The following is a 17,509-nucleotide window of genomic DNA, read 5'->3' on the forward strand; positions in this document are numbered from 1 at the left end:
GTTTGGTTTTAGTTGTCGCGCTCAACCAGGAGGTTGAGTCCGCTGTCGGGGTGGTAAGTCCATTGGGCTTTCCATCCGTCCCATTCGGCTTCTCTAGTGCCGTCGAGTGAGCGGGTTTGGCCGACCTTGGTTTCGATGGATTGCGGAGCTCCGAGTTCGTGCAAGATGCAGAACACAACATCTGAATCTGCACCGCCTGATTTTGCTGCGCCCATGAATTCCACTGCGTCGCCGTCGTCAATGATGTCGTAGCCGAAAGGAGCTGCTTCACACATCTTGCTGGCGTCTGAGATTTGGTTAGCGCGGGCGTTTGCGCTGAGAGCAATGAAAGTAATGATGGCTGCGATGATCGCGACCACAACGACTGCGGCAATCGTGATGACAAGTGCCTTCTTGTTGGGGCGCTTCTTAGGTTCCACGGGTGGTTCTACGGGGTCTTCGATGACGGGTCCGGGAACTGCGCTGGGGGTTTCGGTCATGCTCTTCACAATAGCTGTTTCGATACTGGTGTTGTAGGTCTGTGTGTGGCAGGTCGACACGCGTCTGTTTGCTCTGTACGCATGAATAGTGATCGTGTGCCTGCCACACAAGGTCGTGAGCACGGTCGTACCGCTTACCCCTATGCAGGAGAACCCGTCACGAAGCGGGCAAGAATGAGGGTGTTAACGACAAAACCCCCGACGATGCGCCGGGGGTTTTAGTCTTAACTAGATCGTTCGAACTGAAATCAATTCATAACTTCGTTTGGCCGTCGAATTCGACATTGAGCGTTTTATGTGGACGTTAAACTTTGCCTCAACCTTATTGTTTTCGTCCGCAGCGATTTCGGCCGCTCGGCTCTGAAGCTCTGCACTTGCATATGAAGCAGGAATGGTGCGCGGTTGTCCGCTAGGCGAGAAGTACGCCAATCCATTAGACCATCGGTGCCCGTCAAGACGACCCGTTGACGTCCAGGTTTCCGTCTCTGTATAGACGGCCTTTAGCTGCTTCTTGAGATACTCAGCGTGCCTCTTTCCAAAGCTGAGCTCGCTTGTTCCCAATCCACGTTGCGCGAAAGTCCCAGTTACGTCCCATCCCTGCTTGCGGATGGGGTCAAGGGCGTGCGCAAGCTCATTCCGCGCACTGGGAGGTAACTGTTCGATTGCTGCGCCAAGGGCTTCATTGCCCGGAGACTCGGGGTCGCTATTCGCTAGAACCACTGCGATCCGGCGTAGCGCTTCCGAGAACGTGTCATCTACGTGGAGAATCTCGTTTTCAAGTTCCATGTCAAGTGGGACAGCACCATCGATTGTTCTGCTTGGGGCTTTAAAGGTCACTCGCACTGAGCCAGGGCCAGTGTCAACAAGCAGCTCTGACGTCTGGCGAACGGAATTCGCCCTATCTTTCACAAAATGTTTAGTCGAAGCGGCGATTCGACGGACCAACTCGCTAAACGCTTCCGCGTTTGCAGCATGTCCAATCACGCTCTTACCCGTTAAGTGAAGTTCGAGTTCTCCTGATACTGGAGCCAATTCATCTCGAACCACAGGTGCGAGAACCCTAATTCCTTCGGCAGAGGCAAGCAGTGAGCCTAACGCAAACTTGTCTCCGCTTGAAAGAGTATCGCGAAGCGTGCGCCTAAAGCTTTCTACAAAAAGCACCTCACGTGAGTTAGCCACGCTCATCCACCTCCACAAATCCCTTCTCGCGACTAAAATCAAGGTGTCCGTCATCGTCTTTAGGGGTGGACCACTGCACTTCCCAACGGGCAACGTCGTTTTGTTTGGAGGCATCAGCTTGGTAAGCGTCAAGCATGCCACCATACGGAGCAAGCTTCTGACGTACTGGGATGTCCACGCCATCAATCTTGAAGCTAGCCTCAGACATTGTTAGCAGTCCGCGCCCCGCTAGCTCCTGTCGCTGAAGTCTTGTCGGCTGGTTAATGATGAGAACAAGGTCTAGGTCGTTAGGTGGTCGGTCTTGCCGCAGTGAAACAAAACTGCCGTCCACCCATACTCTGCGATCTGGAACAATCGACCGGGTTTGCTTCAAGTAGACAACAAACGCCTCGAACAGCAGGCTTCGGTCTTCAGGAAAAGGGGCATTCACGACGAACGCCTGGTGCATCTCGTCTAGGGTCAACTCATAGGGTGATGCCTTGTAAAGCAGCAGTCCAGTAGCGGGGTCCACCTGGATCAAGGTCTGCTGCTTGGTAGCGACCAAGCTCTCCATTTCACCGACTCTAGCGCACGCAACAAGCTAAGGCGTCGCAAAGCTACGTTTCATACCGTCACCGTATGAGTCTCGGGTGACCACGAGCACGTATGAGGCTGTAGAAACACGAAAAGCCCCAACCGTGAGGTGTGGGGCTTCATGTAGGCGCACTTGTAGCGCGCACTAATAGGTTAACACGTTTGTGGCTGGTTTTGGGGGAGGCCCAAGAACTCTCGCAACGCTACCCAGTCGACGTTGATTTGCATGGACTCCGCAAGGTTGGTGAGTTGGTCGTGTCCTGCCCACAGCGTGCCGCAGTGATGGCATTCAGCGACCAGTGCGCGACCTTCCTTCACGGGGACACGGACGGCCCAAAGCTGGCACCCGTCCTTGTCGGCTACATGCTCGGTCTCGCACACGGGGCAAGCCTCGGTGAGCTCGTACTCGCGGGGCGGGTTGAACAGATCCTCGATGCGTTGCACCCAGGTGTGGAACATGCCGAACATGCGGTCAGGGTCATCGAGGCGATTGCCTGCGGCCTCGGCCCTGAGCGTGTTGTGAAGCAGTCTGGTGGCTTCGAGTAGATCGTCGGGTTGCGGCTGCCGGTAGTGGTTGAGCCATGCCCTAACGTCGGCGTCCGTGGTCTCGTAGAGGTTGAAGGCTTTCATGTCGAGTAGGTCACCGCCGCCTCCGCCGCCGCTCTTGGTGCGCCCTAGGTTTGGATAGCGGGCCTGCCGTAGCTCTTCGAGTAGTGGGCCTGACATCGCGATGTTGCCGTTGACCGTGACCGCGTGCGCCTCGGTGAGTCGTTCGACAGCTCGATCCGTGTCAGGGGAGGTGTGGATGGTGGTGGTTGACGTGTGCATGTGCAGTGTCTCCGTGCCTCACCCCGGGAGTCCTGGGAGAGCTATTCAATTTGTAGCCATGTTAACACGCGCAGTTGGTTTGCGGTCTAGTAAATGAGCCCCGAAGCTATTCCCATTGGGCCGAGAGGCTCAGTGTCGCTTTTCCCGAATGCGCGGCGGATTGCCGACATCTGCAAAGGTGAGGGCGTGTAAAAGTTCCCTGCCGGATCCGCGATCAACTGACGGTGGGCGGTCCAGACTTTGCCGGACCCTTCAGCCACAATGTCCCCATGCGTGAGTAGGTGGCGGATAGCCTGAGCACCAAGGAGTTCTTCGATCTGGGCCTCGATCTCGCCATCAGGAACCGCAATTCTCTTGTGGGTGTCCTTGGTCCACGCGCTTGCCGAGAAATGAAGTTCATCACCGACCAGGAGTGCAGATCCATACTGCGCGCTGGCCGAGTCGCGACCCAGCGCGAGCCGAATATTGACCCTTTTGGCAGTGAGTGATTCTCTGCCAATTGCAGGAGGTCGGTTGATGCTCGTGTGCTTGCCCGAAAGTGCTGCAAAGAACTCGACTGATTGCTGGTTACTGCTCATGAAGAAAACCTAAACGCCCCCACCGACATTCATGATTTTCGCTGCCTATAGGTTGGTGTCAGTGCAGCTTATGGTGCAGCTTATGAAGCCGTCAATACCGGTTTTCTCCGGGCATCGCGCTTGAAGAAATGGCATATTTCCGCCATTTTCCTTGTCCTCCGGGGCGTAAGCAACAGACTCATAATCCGTCGGTCGCGGGTTCAAGTCCCGCACGCCCTACCAATCCCTGTATACGAAACCTCGCTGCTGTTGTGCGCGAGAGTCGAGGGATTTCCTCTATTGCCCCTTTGGTGGGCTACTTCATGCTGTGTATCCTTCAACTTCGAATGTGACAGGATTGAGTAGTTGTGCAGAATTAAATTTTTGCGGCGTGAGTGGTGTCGTTGATGTTTGGCTATTCACTCTTGAGAGTGATTTGTGAACAAAGGACTGTCATACCGTGGTTTCCTGGATTTTCGATTTTGGCCCTGCTGATTTGACGTTTGATTTTGGTGCGGCAAATACGTTGGTGTCGAAACTGAATTCGACCGCGACTGAGGTGGGCGAAGAGAATGCGTCCTTTCAGAAGTTAGCCACTGATGCGCAGCAGGACTTCAAAGGCTCGTATGCTGACGTGTTTCGGGATCACGTGCGGTGGGCTCACACGGATGGGATGAACATTGTTACCTGCTTGCAGTCATTGAGTTCGCAGGTTTCGACTTTGATTTCTTCGGCTGAGACAGAGAACGCACGACGGAGTGCGGCGCGTGAGGCACGGAAGCTGAAGTATGACGAGTTGATGCGAGACCATGAGACTGCGCAGGCGTTGCCTGGGTCGGTGATTTCGAAGCCTCCGACGGTGGCGCAAGTGCGAACATTGGTGCCGTATTCGTCAAATACACCCCCGACGGTGTCGCCTACGGGGGTGAAGTTGCAGCCGCGTGAACCGGCTTCCGGTGGAGGGAAGCGTGGCGGGGGTACGACTTCGGGACGGCCCGACAAACTGTTGAGCTTCGCGAACGGTGTGATGGGCTCGGGTGGGCAGAGCGGCGGATCGTTTGGTACGTACGTTCCCAGCTCGGGTACTGGGCTCCGAGGTGCGTGGAATGATTTCGTGGCGGGTCTTGGCGGCTGGGGCTCCGTTGATGAGGGCGGTGTGATCGCCTCAGTGCAGAGCTGGCGTCAAGCGAATCGCGATGAAGGTGCTTGGGTGCAGGCGTTTGCGAAGAACCTAAAACAGGCGGGCGGCCAAGGATCCATTAAGTCGATGGCAGATCGTGCTCTTGATCTTCTGATGCAGAACGATTCCCTTGCGCCGGGTGAACGTGCTGCGCTGTCACTTAAGCTGCCGGAAACGTTTGGCGATGTGCCGGCGACGGGGTACGCGGTTGATCCGGTGAATACAGCCACGGGCAACTTTATCGAGCCTGAGACAGATGTGTCGTTTGAGGGTTCAGCTGACACGCTCGTGTTCTCTCGGATGTATAACTCTCAGGATGAGGGTGCTGGCGTGTTTGGCACTGGGTGGTCATCGAGCCTAGATGCGCGGCTGGAGCTGTCTGACGAGGATGCTGAGGGCGTGATGTTTGATGGGCGTCGATTGGTGTTTCCTCGTGAGGATGCGGGTTGGGGTAGAGCGCTGCGAGCGAACTTCTGGTTGACGCGTGAGCGAGTTGATGCGGCCGGGGAGTTCGGGCATGTGTGGTGTGTAGCTGGCGAGGGTGCTGCGGATGAGGCACTGGTGTTGCGCGGCAACCAGGGGAATGGTGGTTGTTTGATACCGCAGGCGTGTGGTTGGGGTATGGCAAGGGTGCAGGCACGTCAGTGGCGGTGGTGCGGGATCAGGTTCTGCGGGTAACTCGGTTGGTGCATGAGTTTGGGCGTGAGATCCGGGTGGCGTATGCGCGTGATCTCGTCTCGCGGGTGACAGCCACCGGTGGTGAGCAGGTGGAGTACCGCTATGACGAGGTGGGCAGGCTCATTGAGGTGGAGTCTGTGTTAGGGGTGCGTTCGTATCGGTGGAATGCGGATGGTCTGATCGACAAAGTCACTGCCGCTTCTGGGGTGGTGGAATGTGTGAATACCTATGACGAACAGCGTCGGGTGGTGTCGCAGGTGACGGAGTTTGGCCGTGAGATTGAGTTTTCGTATGTGGGTCGTGCGACGGGGGTCGCCGACACAGATGGGAGTAACTCGAATTCGTGGATAGCTGATCGGTATGGACGTTTGATTCGGGTCGTTGATACGGATCATCAGGCGCAGTCGATGACCTATGACCAGCACAGCAACCTCTTGACCGTGACCGAGCGTGACGGGGCGGAGACAGTGTGCGTATATGACAGGCGAGGTCGCCTCACCAGGCGCGTGTCGCCTGAAGGCGTAGACCTGAAGTTCTCGTACGACAACCGTGATCGGGTGGTTGAGATTTGTGAGGGTGATGATCCCCGGGTGAGGGCTGGCGAAGGCCGTTCGGGGGTGCGTGGTGAGGCCGTGACGAGCTTGGAGTATGCGGGCGAGTGGGACAGGTGGCCGTCGCGTGTGATTGACGCTGCTGGTGGTATCACGCAATTGGCGTGGGAGCGGGGTTTGTTGACGCGGGTGACGGACCCGGTAGGGACCGTCACATTTCTCAGTTATGACGAGCAGGGGGACCTTGTCGGTGTGACGGACGGGGTGGGGAATGAGACTCGGTATGTGCGCGATCGGGCAGGGCATGTGCTTGAGATGGTGGCGCCTTCGGGAGCGCGTGAGCGGTTCACCTGGGAAGGCGCGTTGTTGACGGGTCGTGAGGCCGCTGACGGGGCGAAGTGGGTTTACGAGTACGGTGCGGCAGGGCAGCTCACAGTGGTTATTGATCCGATGGGCGCAAAAACCTCGTATCAGTATGGCGTGCATGGGCGACTTGAGCGTGTAATTGACGCGTTGGGGAGGGCGACAGAGTGCGGTTTTGATGCGTTTGGAAACCCGGAACAGGTCGTCAACGCTGATGGCAGTGTGTGGCAGCTTAGGCATGACGGTTTGTCAAGGCTTCGGGAAGTAATTGACCCGGTCGGGAGCGTATGGGCACGTGAGTATGGGGTGACGGGTGAATTGACCGGGAGGCGTGACCCGGTCGGCGTGACTCAAGAGATCAGCCGGAATCGTCAGAAGGGCGAGGCTGTGACCCGTGCTGCTGGGGTGGTGTCGAGTGTGGCGTTTGATCGATATGGCCGACCCGTGACGACCACCGTGGATGGAGAACAGGTCAGTGAGGCAAGGTATGACCTGATGGGGCGGATGGTCGAACAAATCGATGCCGAGGGTGGCGTGACGCGTGTGACCTATGATCTCGCTGGGAAACCTGTTGAGGTATACACGCCAGAAGGCCGCAGGACACGAGTGACGTTTGACCTCGCGGGGAGACCGTCTGAGGTGACTGACCCGATAGGTGGGGTAACGAAGCTCAGATATGACGAGGATTCGCGAGTGGTGCAGCAGGTGTTGCCTTCAGGAGATACCGCGGTGTTCGAATACGACCAAGTTGGTCGGGTGCTCCGTGAAGATATTCCTGGGGTTGGGGTGACTCGGTTCCGGTATGACGCGGTGGGCCGGTTGGTGTGGACGCAGGGGCCGAAGTTTGGTCGTCGGGAATTCGTGTATGACCTGTCAGGGCAGCTGATTCGTGCGGTCAACGGTGTTGGCGGTATCACGCACTACGAGTACGATCTGCTCGGCAGGCTCGTGAAGGTCATCGATCCTGCTGGTGGCGTGACGACTCGGACCTACACACTGTTGGGGCGGGTGGCTGAGGTGACTGATCCACTCGGGCGCAAAATGATGGCCGAATATGATGCGGCCGGCAAACTTACTGGGTGGCGTGATGCGGCGGGTACCAGTGTTGGGTTGTCGTATGACAGTGTCGGCCGGTTGGCGCAGGTGTCAGAAGATGAGCGCCTAGTGGCTGAGGTAGCGTCAGAGTCGGTTTGGTCGGGGTGTATTACGGACCACACCAAGCTAACTGCCACTGGTGCTGCGGGTGTGATGCATCGGGTGGCACGAGACCCAAGAGGTCTCATGCTGGAGCGCACCCGTGACGAACAGAGCACGACTTGGGGGTATGACGGTGACGGCCTTCGCACCCGACTCCGCACTCCGGATGGCCGTGAGGTGGCCTACGTACGTGATGGAGCGGGCCAAGTAACACGAGTCGAGCATCCGGTGTTTGGAGCGATCACCTACGAGTACGACGCTGACGGGCACCTCACAAGGTCCCTCGCGGGTAACCTACTGCAGTCGTGGGAATACGAGCACGGAAAGCCAGCCACCTACACCCGCACAGATGCTGAAGGTGCCTCCACAACGCGGATCGGGTACGACGAAGATGGTCGCATCGCCCAGGTGAAAACCTCCACCGAATCGACGGACTACACCTATGACGGGGCGGGGCAACTCACCCACGCGGTGACCGTGGATGATGCTGGCGTGACGGTGTCGAGTTTGGTGTGGGAATACGACGTGGCAGGCCGCTTAACCCGAAGGGTGTCGCTCTCGGATGAGGTGGGGTTTGCGTATGATGCGGCAGGGCAGTTGGTGAGGGCTGTCGTGACGAGTCGTGGCGACGCTACAGAAGCTGCGAGCTCTGCTCCCGCGCCCTTGGTGACGACGTATGAATACGATGTGGCCGGGCGCCGCATCGCCGAGCATGGACCTGCTGGGGAGACTCGTTATGAGTGGAGTGCGTTTGGCTCACTTTCAGAGGTCACAACCACAACCCCTGACGGCGAGACCACGTGCCGTAAGGTGTGGATGGATGTGATGGGTGAGCTTGCTGAACTCGACGGCGAAGAAGTGGTGTGGGATGCCGCGAGCGGCGACCCGACCCCTCTGAAGGTTGGTGATGCGCCAGTCTTTCGGTTTCCGGGGAGTGTGACCGGCGCCGGTGAGACCGTGTTTGGTAGCGGGTGGCGGATGGGTCGCGGCAGTGGGGTGGCGGATCCGTGGGACGTAGCAGTATTGGGAACTGCTGGAGCAGGTCTGGCTAATATTGGCGCCGTTGACGGAAACGCGGTAGCCGGCGGAGATCCGCTGTTGGAGCGTCTCCAAAGCACCGGGATCAGCATCACCCCACACGGTTCCCTAACATTCAATGGCCTCGAACATCTTGGGGCGCGGTTGTATCAGCCGGGCACCCACGCTTTCCTCACGACGGATCCGTTACCTGCGGTAATTGGTGCTGGGTGGGCAGGGAATCCTTATGCGTATGCGGGGAATGATCCGGTGGGGATGTTGGACCCGGCAGGACTGACGCCGGAGCCAGATTCGGAGTTCAAAGCACGCGTACCTGGCTTCCTAGACGGTGTTGTGAAGGCCGAATCGGTGCTTGAATTTGTGTGGGCCTTTGTTGTGAAGAGCTTTCCTGGCGGCATCAAGGCCTATGAAAAGTGGCGCGGATCGTGGGGGTCTGTTGGGCGGAGGCTTTCAAATACCGGCAAGATCGTCCCTGTTCTTGGCGGCGTTTTGTCGGCAGCCGATCTGACCGTTGCAATCGCCAACAAAGATGAAGTGGGATATGTGCGGCATGGTGGTGCATTAGTGATTGATATCGCGACGTTCTTCCTGTTGCAGGCTGGTTTAATCCCGGGGGTTGTGGCTGCGGGGGCTGGGATTGTGTGGGATGTAGCGTGGAATATTGGCGATAGCGTGTATAAGCTCTCGCAGAATCCGAACGCGTTGGTTGAGTACTATCAGGAAGATCCGTGGATGCTCCTGAACATTCTGAATCCGGGGACAGGTGGGATCTTGACGCCCGTGATTTTGGGAGAGTTGAAGTGATGAGTGCCTCGTTAAGGATCTTTCAAACTCATGATGCGGCGGGGGAGCCGGCTCCTGCGGAGTTTGTGCAGACGATTGTGCCGAAGAACTCGCAACCGGAGCCGGAAGCGTTACGCGAATTCATGTTGCCGCTGCGGCCGTCACGAACGTCTCGTTCTGGTGTGTATTTCTATGATGACCCTGCACGGGGTTCTGGTCGCTTGAAGGTGGTTGGGGCGAGTGGGTTTGATCTTCCGCGGGTGGACGAGATGGTGCATTTGATGGAGATTAATCGGAAGATTGGGATGGAGGATCCGGCGCGGGTGCCGGATGTGCCGGGGTGGGTGGTGCCGTTTGTGATTTCGAATCGGAGTCCGTGGATTCGTATCCTAATCGGACTATTCTTCCTCTTTCCAGTGTCCTTGATGCTGAGCGTCCCTTTGCTTGTTCCGGAATTTTCTCTATTCACAAAAATTGGCAGTCTGATACTGGGTTTTGCTCTGTTGGTGGGGCTCGTGTGGTCGTTTTGGACGAATGTGCGGCGTTTGCCGTGGTGGGTGAAGGCTCGTGCGCAGGCGAAGCGAGACGGCGGACCTTTGCCTGAGGAACTACGCGTGTGGAGTTGAGTGACGGGTGGTTGATCCTTACTCCGCATTTTGTGTGGGACCGGTACCGGTGATGCACGCTTGGGCAGAGGGAGGGCCGTGGGGTGGCGGTCGTTGAAGTGATTCGTACTCACGTGCCTTCTGGTGATCCTGTGTCGGAAACGACGGTTTTTGAGGTTGCACAAGATAAGTGGTGGAGTACGGAGCCTGACGCGGTGGTCCGTCGGATTCGTTCGATGCGTCCGTCTCGTACCGTCAATAGCTGTGTGTATTCGTTTGAATCGCCTGAGCATGGAAGCGGGTGGATTCGGGTATCGATAGATGGTTCAGTTGCTGGTGTTATCTATCGTGAGCAGATGGATGAGAAGGTTCAGATGCTTGAGATTGAGCGTGTGCTGGGCAGAAAAGAGCCGGGCGCTATAGCTGATATGCCTGTGTGGATGTACTCAACGCGCTTGAACGCAAGGAATCCCTATATACAATTTGGTCTTGGCATAATCCCGGCTTATGTGGGTTGGCGGGCTATTGCAGAGGTTCTTGGGGGCACCTACTCTGATGCCTTCAATAAGATCGGGTTTTTTGTCCTTGGGCTATTGCTCATCGGGGCAGGGGTGGCCTTGTGGCAGCTAGGGGTAAGGCGTTTCCGGTGGTGGCACCGTGCGCGTGCGGTGGTGAAGCGGCGCGGTGACAAGATGCCGTCGTATTTGCGAGCGTTTGAGTGACGTGCGGCTGATGGCTATTCCTGAACCCATATTGCGTCGCGGTTGTGGGCCTGTGCCGATCGCGATTGATGGATCCTTGAGATTTGGATAATGGCGAACCTTTTTGGCTGCGGGGGCTGGGATTGTGTGGGATGTAGCGTGTATAAGCTCTCGCAGAATCCGAACGCGTTGGTTGAGTGCTATCAGGAAGATCCGTGGATGCTCCTGAACATTCTGAATCCGGGGACAGGTGGGATCTTGACGCCCGTGATTTTGGGAGAGTTGAAGTGATGAGTGCCTCGTTAAGGATCTTTCAAACTCATGATGCGGCGGGGGAGCCGGCTCCTGCGGAGTTTGTGCAGACGATTGTGCCGAAGAACTCGCAACCGGAGCCGGAAGCGTTACGCGAATTCATGTTGCCGCTGCGGCCGTCACGAACGTCTCGTTCTGGTGTGTATTTCTATGATGACCCTGCACGGGGTTCTGGTCGCTTGAAGGTGGTTGGGGCGAGTGGGTTTGATCTTCCGCGGGTGGACGAGATGGTGCATTTGATGGAGATTAATCGGAAGATTGGGATGGAGGATCCGGCGCGGGTGCCGGATGTGCCGGGGTGGGTGGTGCCGTTTGTGATTTCGAATCGGAGTCCGTGGGTCCGTATCCTGGTCGGGTTATTTTTTCTCATCCCAGGGTTTTTCATGCTTTCGATCCCTCTTCTGAAACCCCACTGGAATGCACTGCCAATTGCTGTGAATTTTATTTTCGGGATGCTTATTCTTTTGATGTGTGCGTGGTCGTTGTGGAGGGATGTGCGGCGTTTGCCGTGGTGGGTGAAGGCTCGTGCGCAGGCGAAGCGAGACGGCGGGCCTTTGCCTGAGGAACTTCGCGTGTGGAGTTGAGTGATGGGTGGTTGATCCTTTCCCCGCATTTTGTGTGGGACCGGTGCCGGTGATGCACGCTTGGGCAGACGGAAGGCCGTGTGATGGCGGTCGTTGAAGTGAACCGTACCCACGCGCCTTCCGGTAATCCTGAGTCGGAATTAAAGTAGGTCGTACAAATCGACTGGGGATAACTGCAGCTGGTACAGGCTCAACACTCCCGACCGCCTCATAATCCGTCGGTCGCGGGTTCAAGTCCCGCACGCCCTACCAATCCCTTTTGCGGATAGGTTGGAGAACGATCAGCCGTTGAAGTTGGTTCCGCAAGCCATGTTCGCCCCGAACGTTCCGATGCTCAAACCGCTGTACAGCACGTTGCCGACCGAATCGACGACCCGTATGCCGATTGTCGCGTCGCCTGCCGGGAACATCGATCGGGTCATCGTGAACGTCGACTGCGCCATGTCCGGGTTCGTGTACACGTCAGTCCACTGCCCACCGACCTGTATCTGCACGGTGTAGGTGCGCACGCCGGGAGGAGCTTTGAACGCGAGGTAGATGTTCGATGCCGAAACCGAGCACGAGACCGGATCGCGCGTCATCGTGAACTTTTGCGTGTTCGCCCCAGAACAAGGGGTCAACGTCGTCTGTGCGCTGGTGTTCGCCGTGAGGCACAGACCCGTGTCGCCGTGGACTAGCTGGAACGTAGTTGAGGTGACGGTCTCAATGCGCCAGTTAGCGCTGGAGTCTCCGGCTGCTGCAAGTACGCCACGGTTGCCTGTCTGTCCGATGGACATTTCTGGAGAGGTCCTCGGTCGGAGGGTGGACTGTCCGCCGGGCGTCGTGACAATCTCGAAACGCTGATTCGACTGGGCGCCACACCCAAACGTCTGGAGTGCTGTGCCTGCTTGCGAGCGCGAATAGTAGATATCGAGACACTGGTTAGGATCCGAGACTGGCTTCACCATCATCCAGTTGTTCTGGTTCGCTGCCCGGGCGGGCATTCCCAGGGGGTAGAACGCTTTTGTGGTCATCGTGGCCTGAGAGTTGCCAGTCCCCGCTAACCATGTTCCCGCCCTGATTTGTGAATATGCCGTCGCCACCAGACTCTGTGTGCCGGACGCCGTGGCTAAACCATCGGCATCCGTCGCCAACGACCTCACACAATAGATAACTGAGGCCCCGGGGGCCAGTGAAGTGCCGGCGATCGTCGGGAACGCTGCCCAGGTGCCAAACTGTGCGGTTTCTGGCATCACTCCGTTGAGACACTCGTCCATCGATGCGGTCGGCCACACCCGCACGCCCACCTTCGATGCGCCCGTGCTTGTCGACTTGGCAATGAAATACGCGTTTCCGGTGCCGCCGCCCGTGTTGGTCAGTGTGAAGCCGCCACGCTGATCTGTCGTGTGGCGTTGAAACGTCGTAGACAAGCTGTCGAAGCCGCTCTGCGTAATGGCGATCGTCGGGGCCGAAGCTGATCCGGTGGACGTCGCAGTCGCAGACCACGCCGCAACCGCAGGGGGTGCACCCAAAGCAAGCAGGAACGACACGATACCGACCACTGCGGCAGTGACCTTCGTGCGGCGGCTCAGCTGCCGCGCATGTTGCATCAACATGTTGTCTGCCATGATTAGAGGTCCTTCTGAGTTCCGTTAACGGTGAGGGTAAACAGTGCAGTTTGTACCTGTGACGACTGAGAAGCCGTGTCATCGAGAGCGAGCTCTAGGCAGAGCACCGCTGACCCGCCGCCGTCAACCAGCGCAACTGCTGAGGCCGTGTGTCCGTGCAGTTTGTCTTGGGTGCCCGCAAGGCCAGGCGCACAGCTCGCCGCGTCAGGAACCGCGGTCACTCGTGCGCGCATAGAGTCTTTGATCAATGCCGATGACGTCACTGCAATTTTGGTGTTGAGCTCCGCCGGCACTGTCCCGGTATTTGTCACCTTAAATGCTTGGGCCTGCGGTGAGCCAGGCAGCACTGAGTACGGAGCAAGCGCCACGCTTGCCTGGTCGTTGACCGTCAACCCGAGGCTTCCCGCTGTGATCGTTGCACCGGGCACCGTCTGGCTGCTCGACAGCATCGCCAATGTGCCACCTGCTGCACCGAGTCCAAGCACGAGTGCACCAACCACCGCTAAAGATGACAGCAGTAGGGCTTTGGTTCGCGCTCGGATGCCTGTCGGCTCAGCCTGTTTGGCCTTCATCGGCGTCTCCTCCTCATTTCTGTTTGTGGATCTGTCCAAGTTTCCTGGTGATTCACTACAGAGACGAGGATCGGGCACTTTCATAACACCCGGGTAAAGAAACTTGCAGAAACGGGATATTCGCCTCGAGATCGCAACGCAGCGAGGGCGCTTAGTGCGTGGGTCGACGCTTTCTCAACGCAGCGAGGGCAGCGCGTATTCGACCGCCGTCCGTCTCGAGGTAGCTCTTCTTCAACGCGCGACGAGCCCGCATGTACACCATGGCCTCGGTTGTGGGCAGAATGTCGAGATCGTGAGCAGACTCGCGGTTGCTTTTGCCCTCCAGCACGCGCGCGTGCAGCACGCGCCGATAACGTTCCGGGAGACTGTCGAACGCGGCTGAAAGATCCGAATCGATGTCGTGACCGTCGTCAGCATGGTCGGGGATATGGTCGACGACTACCTTCTCGATGTCATCGAGTGTCTTGATTCGGGCGCGATAACGCAGCTGGCTGATGGACGTATTCCGCACTGCCGAGCGCAGGTAGAGGGAAAACGCTTCCGTCGGCCCGCCACCATTGCGAATCACGGTGAAGACTCGTGAGAATGCTTCGCTCGCGATCTCTTCGGCTTCATCGGGGTGAGGCGCCGTGCGACGAGCCAGTCGAACAGCCATCTGAAAATGACGGTTGTAGAGCACTCCGCCTGCGTCAGTGTCGCCAGCCCGCAATGCGTCGACGAGATCTACATCGCTGACGCCGTCAACATCTTCACTCACCCGCCACGCTCCTCTCCCCACGTTGTGCGCCCGAGGGCTCGCCTGTCCTTTTATATAGCAAATCTACTCAGATATGAACAGAACAGGTTGCGAGTTTGGGTTGCTGCGATCATCACACCGACCTGCGCGGGGACACAACGCCGCTAGTGCGATACGTATCTTCGCGCACTGGTCGTGCATATTGTGTGCGTGCGATACGTAACTTGAACCACTTGCGGCACTCAGAAGGTGTGCCGTAGGTATCGTTAACCTCACTACATCTTTCACGACACGTGTTTGTTTTCCAGGGGTAGATCCTCTGCCCTGTGTTCTCTATCCGGGGTAAACGTCCGCGCCTGTTAGTTCTCCAGAAACTCAGGCTTCGATTTCTGGGAGACGCGAATTGTTGGCGCGCGGTGACGGAACCGGGTGATCTGAAACGGCTTCTTGTGCTGTCTGTGAAGCAGAAATGTCTATTAACCGAATGAAGGGGTTGAAATTGGGTAGGTTCAGAAGACTCTTGAGTGGAGGGCTTGCTGTTGTGCTTTTGGGCAGCGGAGTTCTGCTTGCCGGTACGGGCGCAGCTACTGCGGTCGAGCGAGACAGTGGGGCTGGACCGGCTGTCATTTCACCGGGTCAGGGGCCCCAGGAAGGCGGGACGGCGGTCACGCTTCCAGCCCCTTCCGCGTTGACGTTTACGCAGGCCGTATCGGGGGAAGCTCATACCGTGGCCTTGGGTGATGACGGCAACACCTATGCCTGGGGGTACAACGCTTACGGCCAGTTGGGCGACGGCACTGTCCAGGTGCGAAACGTGCCAGCGCGCGTAAAGGTCCCTGCGGGTGTGACGTTCACCCAGATCGCAGCAAGAGGGTTCTTTACCGTGGGGTTGGGTGATGACGGCAACACCTACGCCTGGGGGAGCAACCAGTACGGCCAGCTGGGTGACGGCACAACCACACACCGGAATCTGCCGGTACTAGTGCAGGCCCCTTCGGGTGTGAAATTCACTCGGATCACGACGGGCTACAACCACACGGTGGCGCAGGGCGACGATGGCAACACCTATGCCTGGGGGCTGAACGCATCCGGTCAGCTGGGCGATGGTAGCAACACGGATCGGAACGTACCGGAACTGGTGCAGGCTTCCTCGCAAGTGAAGTTCACACAGGTCGAGGCGGGCTACAACCAGACTCTTGCGGTGGGCACCGACGGCAATACCTATGCCTGGGGGCAGAACTCCTCCGGGCAACTGGGCGACGGCACAACGACTGACCGGAACGTGCCAGGTCTGGTACAGACACCTTCAGGAGTGGCGTTCACGCAGATCGCTGCGGGAGGCATCTCCGCTTTGGCGGTGGGCGATGACGGCAACACCTACGCCTGGGGAAGCAACGGCTACGGGCAGCTGGGTGATGGAACAACCGCGCAGCGGATCGTGCCAACACCCGTGCAGAGCCCGTCCGGTGTGACGTTCACACAGATCTCAGCGGGAAGCTATTCATCTGCGGCGCTGGGTGATGACGGCAACGCCTACGGTTGGGGAAACAACTTCTACGGGAGGCTGGGTGACGGCACAAGCACACAGCGGGAAGTGCCGACACTCGCGCAGCTTCCTTCCGGAGTGACATTCAAGCGGATCACAGCGGCGACCGACTTCACAACGGCGGTGGGCGCCGACGGTAACGTCTACGCCTGGGGGCAATATACCTATGGGCGACTGGGTGACGGCATTGCGACAGCGAGCCGAAAGGTGCCGGGTGTCGTACCGACAAACGACGTTGTGACTGGTGTGCTGTTTGATGGTGTTGCCGGTGCCGACTTCGTTCACAATGCTGACGGGACTCTGACCGTGGTAACTCCGGCGCATGCTCCTGGTGCGGTAGATGTGAGCATTGAAATGACTCGGTACGGGGTTGTGCTTCCGCCCCTGGTGTACCCGTCCGCGTACACCTACGTAGCCCCGGTCAAGGTGTCGATTACCACGGGTTCGTTGCCTGCGGGTCGTGTGTCTGCCTCGTATTCTGCGGTATTGGCCGCGACGGGTACGGCCCCGTTCGCGTGGAGCGTGACCAACGGCAACCTGCCCGACGGCCTAAAGCTCGACAGGGCGAGCGGCAAACTTTCCGGCGTCCCAACCAAAGCGGGTACGTTCAAGTTCACCGTTACCGTGGAAGACTCTGCTGGAAGTGCATCAAAGGTGTTCTCCATCACGGTTAAGCAAGATGACGTGACGGCGTGTGTGGCTCCGCGTAAGGTTCCGGTGTTTGCGGATACCCCGCTGTCGCACAAGTTCTATAAAGAGATCGACTGGATGGAGTGCATGAAGTACTCCACCGGCTGGCGCCAGCCCGTAGGCAAGCCGCTCTACAAGCCGCAGGACAACCTGGAGCGTCAGGCCATGGCAGCGTTCATCTTCCGTATGGAAGCCCCGAAGGGGTACAAGGCGCCGAAGGTGTCTCCGTTCGCGGATGTAAAGCCTGGCGATTCGTTCTACACCGAGATGGCGTGGATGTACGAAAAGGGGTACGCCACCGGATGGGCTGAGCCGTCGGGTAAGCCGACGTATCGTCCGCACGAGCCGCTGTCTCGTGAAGCGATGGCTGCGTTCATCTACCGTCTTGAGGCCTCCACGAATCCTGCCGCGAAGAACTACAAGGCTCCCGCGAAGTCGCCGATGGCCGACATGAAGCCGGGAATGAAGTTCTACAAGGAGATATCATGGATGTACAGCGAGGGTCTGTCGACCGGTAACAAGGTGGGCAACACCAAGGAGTACTGGCCGAAGGATGACCTCAGCCGTCAGGCGATGGCCGCGTTCATCTACCGACTGGTGACGGACTACCGCGCCACCAAGTAGTCGCCACCCGTTATCCTGCGGCTCACAAGTGCACTGCCGAGTGAGCCGCAGGATCACCTAAATCCCTTAACTTGTCTGAGCTGACGTGGCTGCGTCAGCGTCGAGACAGTATCTGCGGGGAATGGC

Annotated in this window: 14 protein-coding genes; 6 read left to right on the forward strand and 8 right to left on the reverse strand. The window is 58.0% G+C overall.

Features of this window, described 5'->3' with window-relative positions:
• Positions 1–8 precede the first annotated feature (8 nt).
• The 5 genes from G7068_RS12090 to G7068_RS12110 form a co-directional block, all read right to left on the reverse strand.
• Entirely contained in the window at positions 9–479 is a 471-nt protein-coding gene (locus G7068_RS12090; protein ID WP_166292192.1) for a hypothetical protein, read from the reverse strand.
• 228 nt (positions 480–707) lie between these two features.
• Positions 708–1,658 carry a hypothetical protein gene (locus G7068_RS12095; RefSeq protein WP_166288878.1) on the reverse strand — a complete coding sequence of 317 codons (951 nt, stop codon included), beginning with the start codon at positions 1,656–1,658 and terminating at the stop codon, positions 708–710.
• The gene (locus tag G7068_RS12100) at positions 1,651–2,211 is read right to left on the reverse strand and encodes a DUF6932 family protein (RefSeq protein ID WP_166288881.1); all 561 of its coding nucleotides are present in this window, start codon (positions 2,209–2,211) and stop codon (positions 1,651–1,653) included. The genes G7068_RS12095 and G7068_RS12100 overlap by 8 nt, the downstream gene beginning before the upstream one ends.
• Positions 2,212–2,384: 173 nt before the next feature.
• Entirely contained in the window at positions 2,385–3,059 is a 675-nt protein-coding gene (locus tag G7068_RS12105; protein ID WP_166292193.1) for a hypothetical protein, read from the reverse strand.
• Between the two features lie 86 nt (positions 3,060–3,145).
• The gene (locus G7068_RS12110) at positions 3,146–3,637 is read right to left on the reverse strand and encodes a hypothetical protein (RefSeq protein WP_166292194.1); all 492 of its coding nucleotides are present in this window, start codon (positions 3,635–3,637) and stop codon (positions 3,146–3,148) included.
• A gap of 904 nt (positions 3,638–4,541) precedes the next feature.
• Between G7068_RS12110 and G7068_RS12115 the strand changes: the two genes are divergently transcribed.
• The 5 genes from G7068_RS12115 to G7068_RS12135 all read left to right on the forward strand — a co-directional run bounded on the left by G7068_RS12115 (position 4,542) and on the right by G7068_RS12135 (position 11,608).
• Complete coding sequence (locus G7068_RS12115) at positions 4,542–5,474, forward strand: DUF6531 domain-containing protein (RefSeq protein WP_166292195.1); 933 nt, start codon at positions 4,542–4,544, stop codon at positions 5,472–5,474.
• Positions 5,387–9,427 (forward strand): RHS repeat-associated core domain-containing protein, encoded by a 4,041-nt coding sequence (locus G7068_RS12120; RefSeq protein ID WP_166292196.1) that lies wholly within the window; start codon positions 5,387–5,389, stop codon positions 9,425–9,427. The genes G7068_RS12115 and G7068_RS12120 overlap by 88 nt, the downstream gene beginning before the upstream one ends.
• Positions 9,427–10,032, forward strand: coding sequence for a hypothetical protein (locus G7068_RS12125; protein WP_166292197.1), 606 nt, complete (start codon positions 9,427–9,429; stop codon positions 10,030–10,032). Before G7068_RS12120 ends, G7068_RS12125 begins: the two co-directional genes overlap by 1 nt.
• Before the next feature lie 83 nt (positions 10,033–10,115).
• On the forward strand, positions 10,116–10,733 hold the full coding sequence (locus tag G7068_RS12130; RefSeq protein WP_166292198.1) for a hypothetical protein: 618 nt from the start codon (positions 10,116–10,118) through the stop codon (positions 10,731–10,733).
• Between the two features lie 194 nt (positions 10,734–10,927).
• On the forward strand, positions 10,928–11,608 hold the full coding sequence (locus tag G7068_RS12135; RefSeq protein WP_166292199.1) for a hypothetical protein: 681 nt from the start codon (positions 10,928–10,930) through the stop codon (positions 11,606–11,608).
• Between the two features lie 281 nt (positions 11,609–11,889).
• On the opposite strand, the gene G7068_RS12140 is transcribed toward G7068_RS12135, so the two are convergent.
• The 3 genes from G7068_RS12140 to G7068_RS12150 form a co-directional block, all read right to left on the reverse strand.
• On the reverse strand, positions 11,890–13,215 hold the full coding sequence (locus G7068_RS12140; protein ID WP_166292200.1) for an RICIN domain-containing protein: 1,326 nt from the start codon (positions 13,213–13,215) through the stop codon (positions 11,890–11,892).
• 2 nt (positions 13,216–13,217) lie between these two features.
• Positions 13,218–13,787 (reverse strand): hypothetical protein, encoded by a 570-nt coding sequence (locus G7068_RS12145; RefSeq protein WP_166292201.1) that lies wholly within the window; start codon positions 13,785–13,787, stop codon positions 13,218–13,220.
• 151 nt (positions 13,788–13,938) lie between these two features.
• Positions 13,939–14,544, reverse strand: a complete 606-nt coding sequence (locus tag G7068_RS12150; protein ID WP_166292202.1) for an RNA polymerase sigma factor — start codon at positions 14,542–14,544, stop codon at positions 13,939–13,941.
• 499 nt (positions 14,545–15,043) lie between these two features.
• Here G7068_RS12150 and G7068_RS12155 point away from each other — a divergent pair, with 499 nt between their 5' ends.
• The gene (locus G7068_RS12155; protein WP_166292203.1) at positions 15,044–17,383 is read left to right on the forward strand and encodes an RCC1 domain-containing protein; all 2,340 of its coding nucleotides are present in this window, start codon (positions 15,044–15,046) and stop codon (positions 17,381–17,383) included.
• The last annotated feature ends 126 nt before the right edge of the window (positions 17,384–17,509 follow it).

The organism is Leucobacter viscericola (assembly GCF_011299575.1).
Classification (GTDB): domain Bacteria; phylum Actinomycetota; class Actinomycetes; order Actinomycetales; family Microbacteriaceae; genus Leucobacter; species Leucobacter viscericola.

Bases quoted from the DNA above. Each gene is read 5' to 3' on its own strand.
- G7068_RS12090 (WP_166292192.1), bottom strand. From the start codon at position 479: ATGACCGAAACCCCCAGCGCAGTTCCCGGACCCGTCATCGAAGACCCC.
- G7068_RS12140 (WP_166292200.1), bottom strand. From the start codon at position 13,215: ATGGCAGACAACATGTTGATGCAACATGCGCGGCAGCTGAGCCGCCGC.
- G7068_RS12125 (WP_166292197.1), top strand. From the start codon at position 9,427: ATGAGTGCCTCGTTAAGGATCTTTCAAACTCATGATGCGGCGGGGGAG.
- G7068_RS12145 (WP_166292201.1), bottom strand. From the start codon at position 13,787: ATGAAGGCCAAACAGGCTGAGCCGACAGGCATCCGAGCGCGAACCAAA.
- G7068_RS12105 (WP_166292193.1), bottom strand. From the start codon at position 3,059: ATGCACACGTCAACCACCACCATCCACACCTCCCCTGACACGGATCGA.
- G7068_RS12100 (WP_166288881.1), bottom strand. From the start codon at position 2,211: ATGGAGAGCTTGGTCGCTACCAAGCAGCAGACCTTGATCCAGGTGGAC.
- G7068_RS12110 (WP_166292194.1), bottom strand. From the start codon at position 3,637: ATGAGCAGTAACCAGCAATCAGTCGAGTTCTTTGCAGCACTTTCGGGC.